Here is a 19,140-nt window from a genome sequence, read left to right on the forward strand (position 1 = left end):
GGGAAGTCTGGTCGGCATGTGAGTTTCGCCTGCCCCGGAGGTCTCCCGTGACCGCGCCCCGCGCCCGTACCACCGCCCGCAAGGTCCTCGGCCGTCTGTCCCTGCCCGAGCGGACCTACATCGCGAACGCGCTGCGCACCGAGACCGTCGGCGGAGTCCTGCTGCTGCTCGCCGCCATAGCCGCGCTGGCCTGGGCGAACATCCCCGGCCTGCGTCACGGCTACACGGGCGTCAGCCACTTCCACCTCGGCCCCGGCGCCCTCGGCCTGCACCTCTCCGTCGCCCACTGGGCCGCCGACGGACTGCTCGCCGTGTTCTTCTTCGTCGCCGGCATCGAACTCAAGCGCGAGCTGGTCGCGGGCGATCTGCGCGACCCCAGAGCGGCCGTGCTGCCCGTCGTGGCGGCGCTGTGCGGGATGGCCGTACCGGCGCTCGTCTACACGCTCACCAACCTCGCGGGCGACGGCTCCCTCCAGGGCTGGGCGGTGCCCACCGCCACCGACATCGCCTTCGCGCTCGCCGTCCTCGCGGTCATCGGCACCTCACTGCCCAGCGCCCTGCGCGCCTTCCTGCTCACCCTCGCGGTCGTCGACGACCTCTTCGCGATCCTGATCATCGCGATCTTCTTCACCGACCGGCTGAACTTCGCCGCCCTCGGCGGTGCCGTCGCCGGCCTCGCCGTCTTCTGGCTGCTGCTGCGCAAGGGGGTGCGCGGCTGGTACGTCTACGTACCGCTGGCCCTCGTCGTCTGGGCGCTGATGTACAACAGCGGCGTGCACGCCACCGTCGCCGGCGTGGCGATGGGGCTGATGCTGCGCTGCACCACCCGGGAAGGGGAGGAGCACTCGCCGGCCGAGCACATCGAGCACCTCGTGCGGCCCCTGTCGGCCGGGCTCGCCGTACCGCTGTTCGCCCTGTTCAGCGCCGGTGTGCCGATATCGGGCGGGGCGCTCGGGGATGTGTTCGCCAAGCCCGAGACGCTCGGCGTCGTGCTCGGCCTGGTCGTGGGCAAGGCGGCCGGCATCTTCGGCGGTACCTGGCTGACCGCCCGCTTCACCCGCGCGCAGCTCAGCGCGGAACTGGCGTGGGCCGACGTCTTCGCCGTGGCCTCGCTCGCCGGGATCGGTTTCACGGTCTCGCTGCTCATCGGGGAGCTGGCCTTCGACGGCGACGCCGTACTCACCGACGAGGTGAAGGCCGCCGTCCTCACCGGCTCACTGATCGCGGCGGTGTGCGCGACGGTACTGCTGAAGCTGCGCAACGCCCGCTACCGCACGCTGTGCGAGGACGAGGACCGCGACGAGGACCTCGACGGCATCCCGGACGTCTACGAGCAGGACGACCCGGCCTACCACCTCCGCATGGCCGAGATCCACGAGCGCAAGGCCGCCGAACACCGGCGGCTGGCCGCCGAGCGGGCGGCCGAGGCGCGCCACGGGCTTGCGGAAGTACCGGGCGGGGCAGGCGAGGAAGGCGACCGTCCGGCATGATCTGACGAGACGGTACAAAACAAGACGGCCGCGCGCGCACGACGGCCACCCGGACGGCCGTACGAGCAGGACGGCCGTTCCCCGCAGCGCACGTGTGGCACAACAGACTTCTGAGGGAGAACGCGATGAGCGCACCCGACGGCAGCCCGGTCGGCGCCGAACGCAGCATCGGCCAGCTGTTCGCCTCGGCGACGACCGAGATGTCGGCGCTGGTGCACGACGAGATCGCGCTGGCCAAGGCTCAGCTCAAGCAGGACGTGAAGCGCGGCGCGGTCAGCGGCGGCGCGTTCTCGATCGCCGGCGCGGTGCTGGTGTTCTCCCTGCCGATGCTCAACTTCGCCCTGGCGTACGGCATCAGGACCTGGAGCGGCTGGAACCTGGCCGTCTGCTTCCTGCTGTCCTTCGCGGCCAACGTGCTCGTCGCCGGCTTCCTCGCGCTCATCGGCACGGTGTTCGCGAAGAAGGCCAAGAAGGGCCAGGGCCCGCAGAAGGTGGCCGCCTCGATGAAGGAGACGGCGGGCGTCCTGCAGAACGCCAAGCCCCACCCGCGGCCGGAGCTGCCCGAGGACCGGACCCCCGCGGCCATCGAGGCTGTGGCACGCTCGTCGTCATGACGGACCCAGCCGCCCTCTCGCCCGTGCGGATCGACCTCCCGGACGGCAGACAGGTCACCCACCGGGATGTCTCCGCCAACGGCGCCCGCTTCCACATCGCCGAGCTGGGCGACGGCCCCCTGGTACTGCTGCTGCACGGCTTCCCGCAGTTCTGGTGGACGTGGCGGCACCAGCTGGCCGCGCTCGCGGACGCGGGCTACCGGGCGGTGGCGATGGACCTGCGGGGCGTCGGCGGCAGCGACCGCACGCCCCGCGGGTACGACCCCGCCAACCTGGCCCTGGACGTCACCGGGGTGATCCGCTCGCTCGGCGAGCCGGACGCCGCGCTGGTCGGACACGACCTCGGCGGCTACCTGGCGTGGACGGCGGCGGCCATGCGGCCCAAGCTCGTGCGGCGCCTCGCCGTGGCGTCGATGCCGCACCCGAGGCGCTGGCGCGCGGCGATGCTGCGGGACGCCCGGCAGACGGCCGCCAGTTCCTACGTCTGGGGGTTCCAGCGGCCCTGGCTCCCGGAGCGCCAACTGACCGCCGACGGCGGTGCGCTGGTGGGCCGGCTGATCCGGGACTGGTCCGGGCCGCGGCTGCCCGAGGACGCGGCCGTGGAGACGTACCAGCGGGCCATGTGCATCCCGTCCACGGCGCATTGCGCCATCGAACCGTACCGCTGGCTGGTGCGTTCGCTGGCCCGCCCGGACGGCGTGCAGTTCTACCGCCGGATGAAGCGACCGGTACGGGTGCCGACGCTGCACCTGCACGGTTCCCTCGATCCGGTCACCCGCACGCGCAGCGCGGCCGGTTCGGGCGAGTTCGTCGAAGCGCCCTACCGCTGGCGGCTGTTCGACGGCCTCGGTCACTTCCCGCACGAGGAGGACCCGGCGGCCTTCTCCACGGAACTGGTCAACTGGCTCAAGGACCCCGAACCCGACCGCTGATGCCCGCGGTGGTGACCCGTGGGTGACGGCCCGGATGCGTGGAGTATCCGGTTGTTGAACACTTGTCCCCCGAACGGCCACATGCCCTGCGCATAGGCCAATTGGGGGGCGTGCGGGCGGTTATCGACCTTGGGGCGGGGGCACACGTCGGGGTATGGGCTGGACGCACGACTACAGTGACGCACCCCGCAACCGCCGCTCGGCCACTGGCCTGAGCACGCCTCAGCGAGGCACCCCGCAACTCGCGGAAGGCGACCTGCGGGTGGGGATTCCGCGCATCCTGCGCCGCCGGGCCCGCTGGGTCTCGGTACGCCTGCGTCACCCGCGGAGCTGATCGCCCCGCACCCGCCCTACAGGGCGCAGCTGTCCGTACCCACCTGCTCGTTCGCCGTCCGGCCCCGCTCGACGTCGGCCTGGATCTCATCCGCCGTCAGGGCGTAGCCGGTGTCCGCGTCGTCGAGGGACTTGGCGAACACCACGCCGTACACCTTGCCGTCCGGAGTGAGCAGCGGGCCACCGGAGTTGCCCTGCCGGACGGTGGCGTACAGGGAGTAGACGTCACGGCGGACCGTGCCGCGGTGGTAGATGTCCGGCCCGTTGGCCGTGATGCGCCCGCGGACACGCGCGGCCCGCACGTCGTACGAGCCGTTCTCCGGGAAACCGGCGACGATCGCGCCGTCACCGCCGCCCGCGTCCTGGGTGGTGAACCGCAGCGCGGCCGCCCTCAGGTCCGGTACGTCGAGTACGGCGATGTCACGCTTCCAGTCGTACAGCACGACCCTGGCGTCGTACCTGCGGCCCTCGCCGCCTATCTGCACGCGCGGCGCGTCCACCCCGCCGACCACGTGCGCGTTGGTCATCACGCGGCGGTCGGCGAAGACGAAGCCGGTGCCCTCCAGCACCTTGCCGCACCCCTGGGCGGTGCCGGTGACCTTGACGATGGAGCGCTGGGCGTGCTGGGCGACCGGGCTGCGGGCGAGAGCCGGGTCGGGCGGCCGCACGTCCTTGATCGGTTCGTCGGAGAACGGGCTGAAGACCTGCGGGAAGCCGTTCTGCGCGAGCACGGAGGAGAAGTCGGCGAACCAGGTGTCCGCCTGGGCCGGCAGGGCCCGGGAGACGCCGAGGAGCACCTTGGAGCCGCGGACCTCCTTGCCGAGCGTGGGCAGGGTCGTGCCGGCCAGGGCGGAGCCGATCAGCCAGGCCACCAGCAGCATCGCGACGACGTTGACCAGCGCGCCGCCGGTGGCGTCCAGGGCGCGGGCCGGGGACCAGGTGATGGAGCGGCGCAGCTTGTTGCCGAGGTGGGTGGTCAGGGCCTGGCCCACGGAGGCGCAGACGATGACGACGACCACGGCCACCACGGCGGCGGTGGTGCCGACCTCGGCCTTGTCGGTCGCCGCGTCCCAGATCACGGGCAGCAGGTAGACGGCGACGAGGCCGCCACCCAGGAAACCGATCACCGACAGGATGCCGACGACGAAGCCCTGGCGGTAACCCACCACCGCGAACCACACGGCCGCGACGAGCAACAGGATGTCCAGCACGTTCACTGCTTCAGGCCTCGCCTACTCACTCCGCTCCCAGCAGCTCGGCCGGGGCCCGGGGGGTGCCCCGGGGGATACAGCACGGGGATCACCCTGTCATGCGTGCCAGTCGAGCGGGACCTGCTTCTGCCGGTCCCAGGGGTGTTCCCAGCCCGCGTAGTGCAGGAGGCGGTCGATCACTCCGGCCGTGAAACCCCAGACCAGGGCCGATTCGACCAGGAAAGCCGGACCGCTGTGGCCTCTGGGGTGGACGGCGGTGGCGCGGTTGGCGGGGTCCGTGAGATCCGCCACGGGGACGGTGAAGACCCGCGCGGTCTCCTTCGGGTCGACGACGCCCACCGGACTGGGCTCACGCCACCAGCCGAGCACCGGGGTGACCACGAAGCCGCTGACCGGGATGTAGAGGCGAGGCAGCACACCGAAGAGCTGCACGCCGGACGGGTCGAGCCCGGTCTCCTCCTCGGCCTCGCGCAGGGCGGCCCGCAGGGGGCCGTCGCCTTGCGGATCGCCGTCCTCCGGATCCAGCGCACCGCCCGGGAACGACGGCTGCCCGGGGTGCGAGCGCAGGGAGCCCGCCCGCTCCATGAGCAGCAGCTCCGGGCCGCGCTCCCCCTCCCCGAACAGGATCAGCACGGCCGACTGCCGCCCCGAACCGTTCTCCGGCGGCAGGAAGCGGCTCAGCTGCAGCGGCTGGACCGTCTCGGCGGCGTGCGCCACGGGCCCCAGCCAGTCCGGCAGCCCTTCCTTGCTGAGCGTCACCGGACCGCCCTGTGTGTCGCTTGCCCTCGTCATCGCCACCCCCGTCGCTCCGCCCTCTCCAACGCCCGAGGCACCCGAGATCGTTCCGTCACGCGGCCCCCAGCGGCGGTGCGGCCTTGCCGCCGGCGTCGAGGTACGCCTGCGGGGGCTTGAGCCGCTGCCCCGGGAAGCCGCCCTTCTCGTACTTCAGGAGCTTTTGCGCCTTCTCCGGGTCCGTCTCGCCCTCGCCGTAGGCCGGGCAGAGCGGGGCGATGGGGCAGGCCCCGCAGGCGGGCTTGCGGGCGTGGCAGATCCGGCGGCCGTGCCAGATCACGTGGTGCGACAGGTCGGTCCAGTCACTCTTCGGGAAGAGCGCGCCGACGGCGGCCTCGATCTTGTCGGGGTCGGTCTCGTCCGTCCACCGCCAACGCCGGACCAGGCGCTGGAAGTGGGTGTCCACGGTGATCCCGGGCCGCCCGTAGGCGTTGCCGAGGACGACGAAGGCCGTCTTGCGGCCCACGCCGGGCAGCTTGACCAGGTCCTCCAGCCGGCCGGGCACCTCGCCGCCGAAGTCCTCGGTGAGGGCCTTGGAGAGCCCTATGACCGACCGGGTCTTGGCCCGGAAGAAGCCGCAGGGACGCAGGATCTCCTCGACCTCCTCCGGGTTCGCGGCGGCGAGGTCCTCGGGGGTGGGGTACCTGGCGAAGAGCGCCGGGGTGGTCTGGTTGACCCGCAGATCGGTGGTCTGCGCCGACAGCACGGTGGCGACCAGCAGCTGGAAGGGGTTGTCGAAGTCCAGCTCGGGGTGGGCGTAGGGGTACACCTCGGCCAGTTCGCGGTTGATGCGGCGGGCCCGGCGGACCAGGGCGGTGGGGGACTCACCGGAGGGCGGAGCGACAGCGATCTTCTTGACGGGCGCGGCCTTCTTCGCGGTCTTCTTGGCAGCGGCCTTCGCGGGCGCGGCCTTCTTGCCGACGTGCTCTGCGGGCGCGATCTTCTTCGCGGCCTGCTCGGCGGTCTTCTTCGCGGCGGCCTTCGCGGGCTTCTTCGCGGGCTTCTTGGCGGCACTCGCCGCAGGGCTCTTCGCGGCGCTCTCCCCGGTGCTCTTCGCGGCACTCTCCCCGGTGCTCTTCGCGGCACCCTCGGCGGTGCTCTTCGCAGGTGCGGCCTTCTTCGCCGCACCGACAGCCATTTCAGCCGATTTACCTGTTTTGCTACTTCCTCCGGGAGCCTGTTCGCCCACGGCGGAATCCCGACGTACAACCACCCGCCCAGCCCCCTTGTCCTGTGCTGTCACCGGCGTTTTGGACACCCGGCCAGCCTAAAGCCCGGCACCGACATCCGCCCCGGACCCCGCAGAGCGGCCCCCGATTGGACCCCTGACGCTTACCCCGGGACACGTGTGCGGCATCCTTGTGACAGATCACACTGTTTGGACCGTCCGGCAAAATGGGGAACACGGTCCCCTGGCACATGGGGGAGAAAGATCCCCTGAGCAGGTCGACAAGGAGAGAACTCGTGGACGACGTTCTGCGGCGCAACCCGCTCTTCGCGGCTCTCGACGACGAGCAGGCCGCGGAGCTTCGCGCCTCCATGAGTGAGGTGACCCTCGCACGCGGTGACTCGCTCTTCCATGAAGGTGACCCCGGCGACCGGCTCTACGTCGTCACCGAGGGCAAGGTCAAGCTGCACCGCACCTCCCCCGACGGCCGCGAGAACATGCTCGCCGTCGTCGGCCCCGGCGAGCTGATCGGTGAGCTTTCGCTGTTCGACCCGGGTCCGCGCACCGCGACCGCGAGCGCGCTGACCGAGGTCAAGATGCTCGGTCTGGGCCACGGCGACCTCCAGCCCTGGCTGAACGTGCGCCCCGAGGTGGCCGGCGCCCTGCTGCGCGCCGTCGCCCGCCGTCTGCGCAAGACCAACGACGCGATGTCCGACCTGGTCTTCTCCGACGTCCCCGGCCGCGTGGCCCGCGCTCTGCTGGACCTCTCGCGCCGCTTCGGCGTGCAGTCCGAGGAGGGCATCCACGTCGTCCACGACCTCACCCAGGAGGAGCTGGCCCAGCTCGTCGGCGCCTCCCGCGAGACCGTGAACAAGGCCCTCGCGGACTTCGCCCAGCGCGGCTGGCTCCGCCTGGAGGCCCGCGCGGTGATCCTGCTCGACGTCGAAAGGCTGGCCAAGCGGTCCCGCTGACCCGGGCGGGCTGCTCCCTCCTGCCGGGCGCTCCGGCGGGTAAATCCGGTTGTCCGGGGTGACCGCGGGCGCCACGGTGAGCGCATGACCGTAGCGGTTCACCGCCCCGGACTGGACGCCCGGGGCTTCATCGAGCGTGAAGGCTCCCTCGCGCGCGTGCCGGACGCCTTCCGCCCGGTCGTGGCCGCCGCGCGCGACCGGATCCTGGACGTCCTCGGGCCACGGCTGCACAGCGCGTACCTCTACGGGTCGGTCCCACGTGGCACCGCGCGCGTGGGGCGCAGCGACCTGGACCTCCTGATCGCCCTGCGCGAGGAGCCCGCCGACGCCGACCGGGACGCCGTACGCGCCCTCGGCGAGGCGGTCGATGAGGAGTACGGGCAGATCGGCGGCGTCGGCATCCTGCTGTACGGCCGGGAGCGGCTGCTGAGCGAGCCGGAGCGGTACGACCTCGGCTGGTTCGTGGCCTGCCTGTGCACCCCGCTGCTGGGCGAGGACCTCGCCGAGCACCTGCCCCGCTACCGGCCCGACTCCCTGCTCGCCCGCGAGACCAACGGCGACCTCGCCCGGTGGCTGCCGCGCTGGCGCGAACGGATCGCGGGGGCCCAGGACACCGAGGAGGCCCGCCGGCCGCTGGTGCGCTTCATGTCGCGGCACCTCGTCCGCACCGGTTTCACCCTGGTCATGCCCCGCTGGCAGGGCTGGACCAGCGACCTGTGCGAGATGGCCGAGGTGTTCGCCGCGTACCACCCCGAGCGGGCCGCGCAACTGCGCGCCGCGGCACGCCGCGGTCTCGACCCCGTCGGCGACCCGGCCGTCCTGCGGACGTACGTGGACGATCTCGGGCCCTGGCTCGCCGAGGAGTACGCGCGCGTGCACGGCACCAAGGCGCCCCGCCCGGACTGATGCGGTGGCCGGCAGGAGCACCGGCCACGGCGCTAGATCAGGCCGTGCTCGCTGAGGTAGTCCAGCTGGGCGCGGACCGACAGTTCCGCCGCCGGCCACAGCGAGCGGTCCACGTCGGCGTAGACGTGCGCGACGACCTCGGCCGGGGCGCGGTGGCCGTTCTCGACCGCGGTCTCCACCTGGGCGAGCCGGTGGGCGCGGTGGGCGAGGTAGAACTCGACGGCGCCCTGGGCGTCCTCCAGGACCGGCCCGTGACCCGGCAGCACGGTGTGCACACCGTCGTCCACCGTCAGGGACCGCAGCCGCCGCAGGGAGTCCAGGTAGTCCCCGAGCCGGCCGTCGGGGTGCGCGACGAGCGTCGTGCCGCGGCCCAGGACCGTGTCACCGGTCAGCACGGCCCGGTCGGCGGGGAGGTGGAAGGACAGCGAGTCCGCGGTGTGCCCGGGGGTCGGTACGACCCTCAGCTCCAGGCCGCCGACGGTCACCACGTCTCCCCCGGCCAGACCCTCGTCACCGAGCCGCAGGGCCGGATCGAGTGCACGCACGCGCGTGCCGGTCAGCTCGGCCAGGCGGGCGGCACCCTCGGCGTGGTCGGGGTGACCGTGGGTCAGCAGGGTCAGGGCTATGCGCTTGCCGGCCTTCTCCGCCGTGTCGACGACGTTGCGCAGGTGGTGGTCGTCCAGCGGGCCCGGGTCGATCACCACGGCCAGGTCGGAGTCGGGCTCGGCGACGATCCAGGTGTTGGTGCCGTCCAGGGTCATCGCGGAAGGGTTCGGCGCGAGGACGTTCACCGCCCGTTCGGTGGCCGGCCCCGAGAGGACCGTGCCCCGGGGCTGGCCCGGCAGCGCGCTTGCGTCGGTCATGCGGGGCCTCCACCGGTGGTCGACGGGGTGGTCGTCGGGACGTGCTTGGTGAACTCGTCGTGCCCGGGCCAGGACAGGACGATCTCGCCGTCCTGGAGCCGGGCGCGGGCCAGCACCGGCGTCATGTCGCGCGCGGGAGCCGCGGCCAGCGCCTCGGCGCCGCTGCCGTACGGAAGCAGCTGCCGCAGGGTGGCGACGGTGGGCGGCATCATCAGCAGCTCGCCCCGGTCGTAGCCGGCGGCTGCCTCCGCGGGACGGATCCACACCGTGCGGTCGGCCTCCGTGGAGGCGTTACGGGTGCGCTGTCCGGCGGGCAGGGCGGCCACGAAGAACCACGTGTCGTAGCGGCGGGCCTCGAACTCCGGGGTGATCCACCGGGTCCAGGCGCCCAGCAGGTCCGAGCGCAGCACCAGGCCGCGCCGGTCCAGGAACTCGGCGAAGGACAGCTCACGCGCGACCAGGGCGGCGCGGTCGGCCTCCCAGTCGTCCCCGGTGGTGTCGCCGACGACCGAGTCCGGGTCGGGACCGGCGAGCAGCACGCCGGCCTCCTCGTAGGTCTCCCGTACGGCCGCGCAGACGATCGCCTGGGCGCCCGCCTCGTCGACGCCGAGCCGCTCACCCCACCACGCGCGCGGGGGGCCCGCCCAGCGGATCCGGCGGTCGTCGTCCCGCGGGTCCACACCGCCCCCCGGATACGCGTACGCGCCTCCGGCGAAGGCCATGGAGGCGCGTCTGCGCAGCATGTGGACGACGGGGCCGTCCGGGGTGTCCTTCAGCAGCAGAACCGTGGCCGCGCGCCGGGGGGTCACCGGGGTGAGCGTGCCCTCCGCGAGCGCGCGGATGCGGTCCGGCCACTCCGGGGGGTACCACTGACCGTTCGCCATGGCCGGAGGCTATCCCGTACAGAGCGAATGTTCGAGGGGTGCCCGGGGCCACGCCCGAGGTCAGCGGGCCGCCGTGTCCTGCCCGGCCAGTTCCACCTGGATCTCGACCTCGACCGGCGCGTCCAGCGGCAGCACCGCGACGCCCACCGCGCTGCGGGCGTGCACGCCCTTCTCGCCGAGGACCTCGCCGAGCAGCTCGCTGGCGCCGTTGACGACACCGGGCTGACCGGTGAAGTCGGACGCCGAGGCGACGAAGCCGACGACCTTCACCACGCGTGCGATGCGGTCCAGGTCGCCGACGACGGACTTCACGGCGGCGAGCGCGTTCAGCGCGCAGGTGCGGGCCAGCTCCTTGGCCTCCTCCGGCGTGACCTCGGCGCCCACCTTCCCGGTGACCGGCAGCTTGCCCTCCACCATCGGCAGCTGGCCGGCGGTGTACACGTACGCCCCGGAGCGCACGGCCGGCTGGTACGCGGCCAGCGGCGGTACGACCTCCGGCAGGGTCAGGCCCAGTTCGGCCAGCTTCGTCTCGACCGCGCTCACGCCTGCTTCTCCCGCTTCAGGTAGGCCACGAGCTGCTCGGGGTTGTTCGGCCCGGGCACGACCTGGACGAGCTCCCAGCCGTCCTCGCCCCAGGTGTCCAGAATCTGCTTCGTGGCATGGACGAGCAGCGGCACGGTTGCGTATTCCCACTTGGTCATGGGCCGACTGTAGCCGCTGTGGCGGACGGGGCCGGCGGGCCCACCACGGGCCTGTTATCCACAGCCTGCTGCGTGGCCGTCGCCCGGAATGGTTAGTCTCGAAGACGTGAGCAGGCTCCAGGTCGTCAGCGGCAAGGGCGGGACCGGAAAGACGACGGTCGCCGCCGCACTCGCGCTGGCCCTCGCGACCGAGGGGAAGCGGACGCTTCTCGTGGAGGTCGAGGGCCGGCAAGGAATCGCACAACTCTTCGAGACGGAAGCGCTCCCGTACGAGGAGCGCAAGATCGCGGTCGCTCCGGGCGGTGGCGAGGTGTACGCCCTCGCCATCGATCCCGAACTGGCTCTTCTCGACTACCTCCAGATGTTCTACAAGCTCGGCGGCGCGGGCCGGGCCCTGAGAAAGCTCGGCGCGATCGACTTCGCCACCACCATCGCCCCCGGGCTCAGGGACGTCCTGCTGACCGGCAAGGCGTGCGAGGCCGTTCGCCGCAAGGACCGTTCCGGCCGGTTCGTGTACGACTACGTCGTCATGGACGCCCCGCCGACCGGCCGCATCACCCGCTTCCTGAACGTCAACGACGAGGTGGCGGGCCTTGCGAAGATCGGGCCGATACACAATCAGGCGCAGGCCGTCATGCGGGTGCTGAAGTCGCCGGAGACGGCGGTGCACCTGGTGGCGCTGCTGGAGGAGATGCCGGTCCAGGAGACCGCCGACGGCATCGCCGAACTCCGCGCCGCCCGGCTTCCGGTGGGCCGGGTCATCGTGAACATGGTCCGGCCGGAGGTGTTGGACGCGGCCGATCTGGAACTCGTACGGACCGTGGAGCGTTCCTCCGTGGCAGAGGCGCTCTCGGCCGCCGGACTGGGCGGGGCCCGGCGGGGCGGGCACGCCGAGAAGCTGGTGGACCCGCTGCTGGAGCAGGCCGCGGAGTACGCCGAGCGGCACGCGCTGGAGCAGGAGCAGCGCGCGGTCCTCGGCGAGCTGGACCTGCCGCTGCACGAACTGCCGCTGCTCGCCGAGGGCATGGACCTCGCGGGCCTGTACGAACTCGCCACCGAGCTGCGGAAGCAGGGGTTGTCATGAGTCCGGACCGGGCGCAGACGCGGAAGGCCCCCGAGGGGCGCGGGACGGCCGAGGCGCAGGAGGCGCCCCGGCGGCTGTCCTCCGCGCGCGTGCTCGACATCGATCCGCTGCTGGACGATCCCGGGACACGGATCGTGGTGTGCTGCGGTTCGGGCGGGGTCGGCAAGACGACGACCGCGGCGGCCCTCGGGCTCCGGGCGGCCGAGCGGGGCCGCAAGGTGGTCGTCCTCACCATCGACCCGGCCAGGCGGCTGGCCCAGTCGATGGGCATCGACTCCCTCGACAACGTGCCGCGCAAGGTGAAGGGCACCGACGGCGACGGCGAGCTGCACGCCATGATGCTCGACATGAAGCGCACCTTCGACGAGGTCGTGGAGGCGCACGCGGACCCCAAGCGGGCCGCCGCGATCCTGGCGAACCCCTTCTACCAGTCGCTCTCTGCGGGCTTCGCGGGCACGCAGGAGTACATGGCGATGGAGAAGCTCGGCCAGTTGCGGGCGCGGGACGAGTGGGACCTCATCGTCGTCGACACCCCGCCGTCCCGCTCGGCGCTGGACTTCCTCGACGCGCCCAAGCGGCTCGGGTCCTTCCTGGACGGCCGGCTGATCCGCCTGCTGACGGCACCGGCGAAGCTGGGCGGTCGCGCCGGGATGGCCTTCCTCAACGTCGGCATGTCGATGATGACCGGCACCCTCGGCAAGCTGCTGGGCGGTCAGCTGCTGAAGGACGTACAGACGTTCGTGGCCGCCATGGACACCACGTTCGGCGGGTTCCGCACCCGCGCCGACGCCACCTACAAGCTGCTCCAGGCGCCCGGCACGGCCTTCCTGGTGGTGGCGGCCCCGGAGCGGGACGCGCTGCGCGAGGCCGCGTACTTCGTGGAGCGGCTGGCCGCGGAGAAGATGCCGCTGGTGGGTCTGGTGCTGAACCGGGTCCACGGCAGCGGCGCCGGCCGGCTGTCGGCCGAGCGGGCTCTCTCCGCCGCGGAAAATCTTGACGACCCCCGCATTGTGGATCAGGGGGACGGGAAAGCTGGACTTCGTAACTCTCCCGAAACGTACGGCAGTTCACCATCTCCCGCATCCGAGACCGCAGCCGATGCTCCTGAGGAAGGCTCCCCCGCCGACGCGGAGCACTCCGTCGAGCGGCTCACCGCGGGCCTGCTCAGGCTGCACGCCGAGCGTATGCAGCTGCTCTCGCGCGAACAGCGCACGCGCGACCGCTTCACCGCCCGCCACCCCGAGGTGGCGGTGGTCGAGGTACCCGCGCTGCCCGGCGACGTCCACGACCTCGCGGGCCTGCGTGACATCGGGGGCCGGCTGGCGACCGAACGGCCGGACCGCCCCGAGGATCCGGAGCACATATAGACACGCCCGGCGTGCCGTCTCCACACACGGCCCGCGTCTGCGCGGACGGCCCACGTTTGCGCGGACGGCCCACGTCCGCGCGCAAGGCGACGTCGGCACGTACGGCTCACCTCTGCACGCACGGCGGCGTCGGCACGTACGGCTCACGCCCGGACGGACGGCTCACCTCTGCGCGCAAGGCGCCGTCGGCACGTACGGCTCACGTCTGCACGCACGGCTCACCCGGAACGCGAGGTGCTGCGTCTCGCGCTCACCGGTCACGCCTCGGCGCGCCCCGGGGGAAGCGACAGGTCGTGGCGGAGGGGTGTACCGGAGAGGGTGTCCTCAGCTCACGGCCGCGTAGTTCTCGTACACCTCGTCGTTGTCGAGGGGCACGATCCCGGCGCCCCGCTCGTACTCCGAGCGGGCGGTTTCCAGCAATCTGCGCCAAGAGGTCACCGTGGGTCGCCGGCGCAGCAGTGCGCGACGCTCGCGCTCCGTCATGCCTCCCCACACGCCGAACTCGACGCGGTTGTCCAGCGCGTCCGCCAGGCATTCGGTGCGTACCGGGCATCCGGTGCACACCGCCTTGGCCCTGTTCTGCGCTGCTCCCTGAACGAACAGTTCATCCGGATCGGTAGTGCGGCAGGCAGCCTGCGCACTCCAGTCGGTTACCCAGCCCATACCGGCGCCGTCCTCTCCCGAATCGAGGCTCCCCCACGGCGGCAGCGGCATATTCACCGCCGCCAGTTGAGGACGTTACGGAAGGTAGGGACAGCGCAACACCCCCTTCGGGCCCAATCTTGAATGGCCCGAACGGACTATGGGTAAGCGGCAGATCACCCGCGGGAGTGAGCTGACGACATGCGTGATCAACCCGGCAAACCGGGGCAGTCGTGGTACGTCACACCGGGCGCCAGGTGACACACACGGCGGTTTCGGGCTCATTCCCCACGGGGAGCGGGCATGTTCCCCGAAATTCTCGGGCTACGTCCGGAACGCTTCGGGGCCGCCGGACGTATGGATACATGACCGCACTGCTGTGACAGTCGAGAGCAGCTTAGGCCAATGCCTGTGCGCGTGTCCGGCGAATGGCAACGTAGGGGGTCCCGCCGTGCGGCGCCATGCCGCGGACCGGCGCGCACCCGTGGTTCCCCGGTCCGCGGACCGGCCCGCACCCGCAGTTCCCCTGTCCGCAGACCGGCCCGCACCCGCGGTTCCCGGTCCGCGCGGACCGGCCCGCACCGGCGGTTCCCCGGTCCGCCACGTCACGATCCGGCACCCGGAACATCCCGAGAGGCGGTCGCTCCCTCGGAACGCCGAACGGTACGGATTAGGCTGCCCCCATGCCAAAGAAGCGCTCGGGCGGCGGTCTGTCGCCCATGCAGCAGGCCGCCAAGTTCCTCGGTGTCAGTGTTCTCGCCGGCGCCGTGATGGCGGGCATCGCGCTGCCCGCGGCCGGTGCGCTGGGTCTCGCGGCCAAGGGTTCGGTCAAGGGTTTCGACGAGATCCCGGCCAACCTGAAGAGTCCACAGCTGAGCCAGCGCACCACGATCCTGGACAACCAGGGCAACCAGATCGCGACCGTCTACTCCCGCGACCGTACGGTGGTCGACCTCAAGGACATCTCGCCGTACGTGCAGAAGGCGATCGTCGCGATCGAGGACGCGCGCTTCTACAAGCACGGCGCCGTCGACCTCAAGGGCGTCCTGCGCGCCCTGAACAAGAACGCGCAGGAGGGCGGGGTCGCCCAGGGCGCCTCCACACTCACCCAGCAGCTGGTGAAGAACTACTTCATCGAGGAGGCCGGTGACGACCCGACCAAGGTCGCCGAGGCCACCCAGCAGACCCTGGGCCGCAAGATCCGCGAGCTGAAGTACGCCATCCAGATCGAGGACAAGCTCGGCAAGAAGAAGATCCTCGAGAACTACCTGAACATCACCTTCTTCGGCGAGCAGGCGTACGGCGTCGAGGCCGCCTCCCAGCGCTACTTCTCCAAGCACGCCAAGGACCTGAACCTCCAGGAATCGGCGCTGCTGGCCGGCATCGTGCAGTCCCCCAGCCGCTACGACCCGGTCAACGACGAGGCGGAGGCCACCAAGCGGCGCAACATCGTCCTGCAGCGCATGGCGGAGCTGGGCGACATCTCCCAGCAGGAGGCCGACCAGGCGAAGGAGAAGCCGCTCGGCCTGCACACCAGCCGCCCCAAGAACGGCTGCATCACCGCGGTGAAGGGCGCCGGCTTCTTCTGTGACTACGCCCGCCAGGTCGTCCTCACCGACCCGGTCTTCGGCGAGACCAAGGAGGCGCGGGCCAAGCTCTGGAACCAGGGCGGTCTGACGATCCGTACGACGCTCGACCCGCAGGCGCAGGAGTCCGTGCAGGCGTCCATCAAGGACCACGTCTACAAGAGCGACCCCGTGGCGACCGCCGCGACCGTCGTCGAGCCCGGCACCGGCAAGATCCTGGCCATGGGCCAGTCCCGCCCGTACGGCGTCAACACCAACAACGACGAGACGACGATCAACCTGTCCGTGAACCAGGACATGGGCGGCGGCGCCGGCTACCAGCCCGGCTCGACCTTCAAGCCGATCGTCGCCGCCGCGGCCATCGAGGGCGGCAAGGCGCCGACGCAGGAGTACTCGTCGCCGTACCAGATGGCGTACCCGAGCCCGGTGTCCGCGTGCGACGGCAAGGTGTGGCGCAACGACCCGTACCGGCCCGCCAAGCTGAAGAACGAGAACGAGTCCGAGCACGGCCCGTACGGCATGTCGGAGGCGACCGCGAAGTCGGTCAACACCTACTACGTGCAGCTGATCAGCGACATCGGGATCTGCCCGGTCATCGACATGGCGAAGAAGCTGGGCGTGGCCCGCGCGGACGGCCGCAAGATCGACCAGGCGCCCTCCATCGCGCTGGGCACCCAGGAGATGTCCCCGCTGACGATGGCGAGCGCGTACGCCACCTTCGCCTCGCGCGGCATGTACTGCACGCCGGTCGCCATCGAGTCGGTCACCAAGAAGGTCGGCAGCGAGCAGAAGTCGCTGGCGGTGCCGAAGTCGACCTGCTCGCGGGCGATGTCGGAGAAGACCGCCGACACGCTCAGCACGCTTCTCAAGGGCGTGGTCGAGGACGGCACGGGCCAGGAGGCCGGTCTCGGCAGCCGCCCGAGCGCGGGCAAGACGGGTACGACGGACGAGCGTTACGCGGCCTGGTTCGTCGGCTACACCCCGAACATGGCGGGCGCGGTGTGGGTCGGCGACCCGCAGCACAAGCGCAAGATGACCAGCATCACCATCGGCGGCGTCCCGCACGACAAGGTCTACGGCGGCGAGGTCCCGGGCCCGATCTGGCGCGACATGATGAGCGGCGCGCTGGAGGGCAAGCCCGCCCCCGACTTCCACCTGATCGACATCCCCGACGCCGACGACGACGAGGACGAGGACGGCCAGGGGCGTGGCGACCGGGGTGACCGCCACGGCAACAACGGCAACAACGGCAACGCCACGGGCCAGGTGATCGGTGGACTGATCGGCGGTCCGACGGGCGGATCGGCCAACGGCGGAGCCACGGGTGGCACGTCCACGGGCGGCACGTTCCCGAAGCCGACGTTCTCCCTGCCCGGCAACTTCATCCAGGGCCAGGGCAACGGCGGGAACAACGGGAACGGCAACGGCGGCGGCCGCCGCTAGCGCCGTCCCGGTACACACGCCGACGGGGCCGCACCTCCGGGAGGGGGTGCGGCCCCGTGGTCGTGGGGACGGCTGCGGGCGTACGAGGCGAGGCCGGGCCGCCGCTCAGCCCTGGAGCAGCTTCCCTGGGGACGGCTGCGGGCTGGGGGGGCGAGGGCCGGGGCCGCCGCTCAGCCTTGGAGCAGCTTCTTGGGGACGGCTGTGGACTGGGGGGGCGAGGGCCGGGGCCGCCGCTCAGCCTTGGAGCAGCTTCTTGGGGACGGCTGTGGACTGGGGGGTAGGCCCGGGCCGCCGCTCAGCCCTGGAGCAGCTTCTTGACCGCGGCGGCGACCCGGCCGCCCTCGGCCTGGCCGGCCACCTTCGGGTTCACGATCTTCATGACGGCGCCCATGGCCCGCGGGCCCTCGGCGCCGGCCGCCTTCGCCTCTTCCACGGCCTGCGCGACGATCGCGTTCAGCTCCTCGTCGGACAGCTGCTTGGGCAGGTACTCGGCGAGCAGCTCGCCCTCCGCCTTCTCCCGCTCGGCCTGCTCGGCACGGCCGCCCTGCGCGAAGGCGTCCGCGGCCTCGCGGCGCTTCTTCGCCTCGCGGGTGATCACCTTGAGAACCTCGTCGTCGGACAGCTCCCGCTTCTCCTTGCCCGCGACCTCCTCCTTGGTGATCGCGGCGAGCGTCAGCCGGAGCGTCGAGGAACGCAGCTCGTCACGCTCCTTGATCGCGGCGTTGAGGTCGTCGTGCAGCTTCGACTTGAGCGTGGTGGTCATGGCCCCGATTGTCGCAGGTGCCCGGCCGGATACGCCCGCGGATTAACCGGCGGCCGGTCTCACGCCTGCCAACCGGTCTGACACGATGGACACATGCGCGCGCGATACGGAGTTCCCCTGGGGATCGTGGCGGCCGGCGCCGCCGGCCTGGTGTATGCGGCGGGCTTCGAAGCCCGCTCCTTCCGCCTCCGACGGGTCACCGTGCCCGTCCTGCCCCCGGGCATGGGCCCACTGCGCGTGCTCCAGGTCTCCGACATCCACATGGTGAGCGGCCAGCGCAAGAAGCAGCGCTGGCTCCAGTCGCTGGCCGGACTGCGCCCCGACTTCGTGATCAACACGGGGGACAACCTGTCGGACCCCGAAGGTGTCCCCGAGGTGCTGGACGCCCTGGGACCGCTGATGGAGTTCCCGGGCGCGTACGTCTTCGGCTCCAACGACTACTACGGCCCCAAACTGCGCAACCCCGCCCGCTACCTGCTGGAGAAGACGAGCGGACGCCACGGCCTGAACGGCAACCCGCCGGCGGTCGGCGTGGTCCACAACCCGTGGGAGGACCTGCGGGACGGTTTCGACACGGCGGGCTGGCTGAACCTGACCAACACGCGCGGGGTCCTCAAGGTCGAGGGCGTCTCCATCGAGCTGACCGGCCTGGACGACCCGCACATCAAGCGCGATCGCTACGCCCAGGTGGCGGGCGGCCCGTCGGGCACGTACGACTTCTCCATGGGCGTGGTCCACGCCCCCTACCTGCGCGTCCTCGACTCCTTCACGGCGGACGACTACCCCCTGGTCCTGGCCGGCCACACCCACGGCGGCCAGCTGTGCATCCCCTTCTACGGCGCCCTGGTCACCAACTGCGACCTCGACACCGACCGCGTGAAGGGCCTGTCCACGCACAAGGCGGAGGGCCGTACCTCCTACCTGCACGTCTCGGCGGGCTGCGGCACCAACCGCTACACCCCGGTCCGCTTCGCCTGCCCCCCGGAGGCAACGCTGCTGACGCTGGTGGGCAGGGAGTAGGAGCGGGGGCGGGGTCGGCCCCGGGGAAGGGCCGGCGGGGCGGGCCGACACGAGGGGGCCGGGCCGAGGGGGCTGTGAGGGAAGGCCGGGAGTGGCGGGCCGACGCGAGGCGGCCGGGCCGACGAGGCTGTGAGGGGAAGAGACCGGGAGCGGCGGGTCGACCGAGGCTGAGGGAGGGCCGGGCCGGCAGGGCTGAGGGAAGGCCGAGGGCCGGCAGGGCTGAGGGCCGGCAGGGGGCCGGCAAGCTGAGGAAGAGCCGGGATCCGGCAGGTCCGGCAGGTCTGAGGGGAAACTACGGCCGTCCTTGAAAAAGAGAAGCCGAGCCTGCGCCCCACCACGCCACACCACCCGCCCCGCCTCCCCCTCCCCC

19 protein-coding genes are annotated in these 19,140 nt (G+C 71.7%); 10 read left to right on the plus strand and 9 right to left on the minus strand.

Annotated elements, in window-relative coordinates:
- Positions 1-47 precede the first annotated feature (47 nt).
- From nhaA to GT045_RS39770, 4 genes are all read left to right on the plus strand, one after another.
- Complete coding sequence (gene nhaA / locus GT045_RS16290) at positions 48-1,490, plus strand: Na+/H+ antiporter NhaA (RefSeq protein ID WP_161334599.1); 1,443 nt, start codon at positions 48-50, stop codon at positions 1,488-1,490.
- A 125-nt stretch (positions 1,491-1,615) separates the two neighbouring features.
- Positions 1,616-2,104: a phage holin family protein gene (locus GT045_RS16295; RefSeq protein ID WP_161297794.1), complete on the plus strand. Its 489-nt coding sequence runs from the start codon at positions 1,616-1,618 to the stop codon at positions 2,102-2,104.
- A complete protein-coding gene (locus tag GT045_RS16300; RefSeq protein ID WP_161334600.1) occupies positions 2,101-3,036 on the plus strand; it encodes an alpha/beta hydrolase in 936 nt (311 codons plus the stop codon). Before GT045_RS16295 ends, GT045_RS16300 begins: the two co-directional genes overlap by 4 nt.
- 154 nt (positions 3,037-3,190) lie before the next feature.
- Entirely contained in the window at positions 3,191-3,370 is a 180-nt protein-coding gene (locus tag GT045_RS39770; protein WP_237538643.1) for a hypothetical protein, read from the plus strand.
- Positions 3,371-3,386: 16 nt separating this feature from the next.
- Here the strand turns inward: GT045_RS39770 and GT045_RS16305 are convergent, their stop codons facing one another.
- The 3 genes from GT045_RS16305 to nth form a co-directional block, all read right to left on the minus strand.
- Positions 3,387-4,586 (minus strand): MarP family serine protease, encoded by a 1,200-nt coding sequence (locus GT045_RS16305; RefSeq protein ID WP_161334601.1) that lies wholly within the window; start codon positions 4,584-4,586, stop codon positions 3,387-3,389.
- Between the two features lie 90 nt (positions 4,587-4,676).
- Positions 4,677-5,372, minus strand: a complete 696-nt coding sequence (locus GT045_RS16310) for a CoA pyrophosphatase (RefSeq protein WP_161297792.1) — start codon at positions 5,370-5,372, stop codon at positions 4,677-4,679.
- 55 nt (positions 5,373-5,427) lie between these two features.
- Positions 5,428-6,510 carry an endonuclease III gene (nth, locus tag GT045_RS16315; protein ID WP_161334602.1) on the minus strand — a complete coding sequence of 361 codons (1,083 nt, stop codon included), beginning with the start codon at positions 6,508-6,510 and terminating at the stop codon, positions 5,428-5,430.
- Between the two features lie 326 nt (positions 6,511-6,836).
- Between nth and GT045_RS16320 the strand changes: the two genes are divergently transcribed.
- Both GT045_RS16320 and GT045_RS16325 read left to right on the plus strand, forming a co-directional pair.
- Positions 6,837-7,511: a Crp/Fnr family transcriptional regulator gene (locus GT045_RS16320; protein WP_073887802.1), complete on the plus strand. Its 675-nt coding sequence runs from the start codon at positions 6,837-6,839 to the stop codon at positions 7,509-7,511.
- 84 nt (positions 7,512-7,595) lie between these two features.
- Positions 7,596-8,417, plus strand: coding sequence for a nucleotidyltransferase domain-containing protein (locus GT045_RS16325; RefSeq protein ID WP_161334603.1), 822 nt, complete (start codon positions 7,596-7,598; stop codon positions 8,415-8,417).
- A gap of 32 nt (positions 8,418-8,449) precedes the next feature.
- Here the strand turns inward: GT045_RS16325 and GT045_RS16330 are convergent, their stop codons facing one another.
- From GT045_RS16330 to GT045_RS16345, 4 genes are read right to left on the minus strand one after another with little or no spacing between them, the layout of a single operon-like run.
- Positions 8,450-9,280: an MBL fold metallo-hydrolase gene (locus GT045_RS16330; protein ID WP_161297789.1), complete on the minus strand. Its 831-nt coding sequence runs from the start codon at positions 9,278-9,280 to the stop codon at positions 8,450-8,452.
- Complete coding sequence (locus GT045_RS16335) at positions 9,277-10,164, minus strand: NUDIX hydrolase (protein ID WP_161334604.1); 888 nt, start codon at positions 10,162-10,164, stop codon at positions 9,277-9,279. Before GT045_RS16335 ends, GT045_RS16330 begins: the two co-directional genes overlap by 4 nt.
- Positions 10,165-10,224: 60 nt before the next feature.
- On the minus strand, positions 10,225-10,707 hold the full coding sequence (locus tag GT045_RS16340; RefSeq protein WP_161297787.1) for a RidA family protein: 483 nt from the start codon (positions 10,705-10,707) through the stop codon (positions 10,225-10,227).
- A complete protein-coding gene (locus GT045_RS16345; RefSeq protein WP_003975360.1) occupies positions 10,704-10,865 on the minus strand; it encodes a DUF4177 domain-containing protein in 162 nt (53 codons plus the stop codon). The genes GT045_RS16340 and GT045_RS16345 overlap by 4 nt, the downstream gene beginning before the upstream one ends.
- Before the next feature lie 106 nt (positions 10,866-10,971).
- Here GT045_RS16345 and GT045_RS16350 point away from each other — a divergent pair, with 106 nt between their 5' ends.
- Positions 10,972-11,949: an ArsA-related P-loop ATPase gene (locus GT045_RS16350; RefSeq protein ID WP_161297786.1), complete on the plus strand. Its 978-nt coding sequence runs from the start codon at positions 10,972-10,974 to the stop codon at positions 11,947-11,949.
- Positions 11,946-13,316, plus strand: coding sequence for an ArsA family ATPase (locus GT045_RS16355; RefSeq protein ID WP_161334605.1), 1,371 nt, complete (start codon positions 11,946-11,948; stop codon positions 13,314-13,316). Before GT045_RS16350 ends, GT045_RS16355 begins: the two co-directional genes overlap by 4 nt.
- Positions 13,317-13,640: 324 nt before the next feature.
- Here the strand turns inward: GT045_RS16355 and wblA are convergent, their stop codons facing one another.
- A complete protein-coding gene (gene wblA / locus GT045_RS16360) occupies positions 13,641-13,979 on the minus strand; it encodes a transcriptional regulator WblA (protein ID WP_018547931.1) in 339 nt (112 codons plus the stop codon).
- 662 nt (positions 13,980-14,641) lie between these two features.
- Between wblA and GT045_RS16370 the strand changes: the two genes are divergently transcribed.
- Positions 14,642-16,987 (plus strand): transglycosylase domain-containing protein, encoded by a 2,346-nt coding sequence (locus GT045_RS16370; RefSeq protein WP_202528225.1) that lies wholly within the window; start codon positions 14,642-14,644, stop codon positions 16,985-16,987.
- Positions 16,988-17,282: 295 nt separating this feature from the next.
- Here the strand turns inward: GT045_RS16370 and GT045_RS16375 are convergent, their stop codons facing one another.
- Positions 17,283-17,750, minus strand: coding sequence for a GatB/YqeY domain-containing protein (locus GT045_RS16375; RefSeq protein WP_161290425.1), 468 nt, complete (start codon positions 17,748-17,750; stop codon positions 17,283-17,285).
- Positions 17,751-17,843: 93 nt separating this feature from the next.
- On the opposite strand from GT045_RS16375, the gene GT045_RS16380 reads away from it, so the two are divergent.
- Positions 17,844-18,770, plus strand: a complete 927-nt coding sequence (locus GT045_RS16380; RefSeq protein ID WP_161290423.1) for a metallophosphoesterase — start codon at positions 17,844-17,846, stop codon at positions 18,768-18,770.
- Positions 18,771-19,140: the final 370 nt, after the last annotated feature.

The organism is Streptomyces sp. SID486 (assembly GCF_009865385.1).
Taxonomy (GTDB): domain Bacteria; phylum Actinomycetota; class Actinomycetes; order Streptomycetales; family Streptomycetaceae; genus Streptomyces.